The 1,454-nt window shown below is 64.1% G+C and carries 1 pseudogene; it reads right to left on the minus strand.

The window, feature by feature from the left end:
* Window positions 1-14: 14 nt before the first annotated feature.
* Window positions 15-1,217 (minus strand): annotated as a pseudogene (locus tag JFC09_RS16185) (IS110 family RNA-guided transposase).
* Window positions 1,218-1,454 lie beyond the last annotated feature (237 nt).

Consider the following 1,454-nt stretch of genomic DNA (forward strand, 5'->3'; position numbering starts at 1 on the left):
CCCTATGGTGCGTGTCAAGCAGCCGCAGGGACTCTCGGTTCATAGAGCGTGCTGTTCTTCATCATCGCGTACATGACGTTGAGCCGGCGCCTGGCTAGGCACATCACTGCGGCGTTGTGGCGCTTCCCCTCGGCCCGCTTCCGGTCGTAATACGCCTTCGACAGCGGGTCGTGACACGAAGCAACCCACGCGGACCGGAACAACGCGTTCTTCAACCGCTTGTTGCCTGATCTGGCGGGGAACTCACCCCGGATCGAGGTCCCAGACCGCCTGGTCACCGGGGCGATCCCGGCATACGCAGCCAGGTGTCCCGGGGTGGGGAACGCGGACATGTCGCCGGCGGCCAGGAGGATCTGTGCTGCGGTCTTGACCCCGACTCCCGGCATGCTGGTCAAGACCCGGGAAAGAGGGAAGTCATCGATCAGCTTCTCAACCTCACCGGCGACGATGTCGCGCTGATGCTTCAGCTCCTTGATCTGTGCTGCGACCCGCGGGATGACGATCTCGACCGCGTCGGCACCTGGCACCGTGACGGTCTGCTCAGCCAACGCGATGAAGACTTGATCGATGAGCGGGCCGGGATCTTTCCGGCTGTGGTTCCGTGCCCACCGCTTCGCCCCAGCCTTCCCAGCAGCCTTGAGTCCGGTGGGCCCGTGGTAGCGGATGAACAAGTCCAACACGGTCGCTCGGGTGAGGACGACACCAGGGAAGACCCGCTCCAGTGACGGGTAGCAGGGACCGCAGCCTGTTGATCGCTCGCGTCGATTCGCGGGCCAGGTCCTCGTCGAACCCGGACAACACCTTCAACGCCGACAGCACGTCGGAATCCCGGTCCACGGCCCGCAGCGTATGCGGCATCGTCCGAGCGGTATCGGCGATGATGAACGCATCCCGAGCGTCGGTCTTCGACCGTCCTGGGTACAGGTCCGCGGCTTTCCGCATCGCCAGACCGGGCAGGTAAGCGACGTCCGCACCGACATCACGAGCGATGGCGATCGGCAGTGCTCCGATCGTGTTCGGCTGGTCCACGACGACGAGCACCGCACCGTGCTGCTGCAGGTCGGTGATGACCGTGCGCAGCGCGGTCTCGTCCTGGGGAAGCTCGTGGTCATACACGCGTTGCCCGTCGGGTGTGAGAGCGCACCCGTGATGGGCGGACTTTCTTGGGCGGACTTTCCGACGTCGAGTCCGAGCGTGATGGCGTATTCGGTTGTCATGACAGGCCCCTTCACCTGCTAGACCTCGGTCACTGGTGTCATGACACCCGATGCTGGCACCCACGTCTACGTTGAGACCTGGACGTGTTCGTCCGGCCGCGTCCCTATTAACAGTCAACGCGCGTCCCGGACTCCTGGCGGCAACACCCCCCGGATCATCGATGACAGGGCAAGACAGCCATACCAGGGCCAGCGACCAGATCCTCTGGTGAGGACCTACCAATGAATGTAACGGGG

Source organism: Brevibacterium yomogidense (assembly GCF_016107685.1).
Taxonomy (GTDB): Bacteria; Actinomycetota; Actinomycetes; order Actinomycetales; family Brevibacteriaceae; genus Brevibacterium; species Brevibacterium yomogidense.